Annotated in this window: 1 protein-coding gene; it reads right to left on the bottom strand. The window is 50.1% G+C overall.

Annotated features, from left to right (window positions below; genetic code table 11):
• The coding region (locus JO375_RS16340; RefSeq protein WP_229525466.1) for a pentapeptide repeat-containing protein at positions 1-856 on the bottom strand (856 nt) is incomplete at both ends.

Below are 856 nucleotides of genomic sequence, written 5' to 3'. Positions count from 1 at the left end.
TCTTTGCAGCGAGCAGTCCTGGAAAACAGCGCCTTGAAGCTGAGCGCTTTGAAAGCTGGTTCCCTGTAAACTCGCTCCTGTAAAATTGACTCCATCCCATCCGAATGGCTCCCAATCCAGCCATTCATCTGAACCATATGCGCGATTCCCTGAGACAGCGTCCAGAACAGCCCCATGCAGGGAACAACCGCTGAAATCAGCTCCATGAAGCAGACTGTACGAAAGGTCAATTCCATCTAGCTGGGCTTCTTGCCACACGGTTCCTGCGAGAATGCAGCTATGCAAACGACTATGCTCCATTTTGATTTGGCGAAAGGCGGTATGGCGAAAATCCAGAGAGCTGTAATCTCCGCTGGATAGATCGACTTGGGTCAACGCTTGATAGCTGTAGGCGTATGCTTCTTTTTCCTCCAGCCAGGATTTTATGACACTAGCATCCATTGCCCTGCGTTCTTCCCGGTACACCGACACACTGTGATCCATATACTCTCCGACGCGAATCTCAAATGCTTCTTCACGCTCCAGCGCCCGAAACTCTGGTAAACCAACTGCTTGTTTCATTGCCTCCCGAATCAGGCTAACGATCATCGTATGAAGATATCCGGCTGCTACCAGCATGATCTGTTCCCATTGAAGCTCGGACAGCGATACCTGCTGCTTCAAGGCTTCGGCCAAAATTTGTTCACGTAAATGGGTCCAATAGGAAAAAATCCAGCTAGCATCATACTCCAGCGAAATGGGCTTGGCATCCAGCATCCATAAGGCATCCGCAGCCTCGACGAGATAAACAGGCTGTTGCTCAAGCCATGTGGTACGCAGCATGGAATAGGTAATGTAGCCAATATGGCCTTTACGG

The organism is Paenibacillus farraposensis (assembly GCF_020736845.1).
Lineage (GTDB): Bacteria > Bacillota > Bacilli > Paenibacillales > Paenibacillaceae > Paenibacillus > Paenibacillus farraposensis.
Note: the sequence above shows the minus strand (reverse complement) of the source record. Positions and strands in the feature narration are given on the sequence as shown.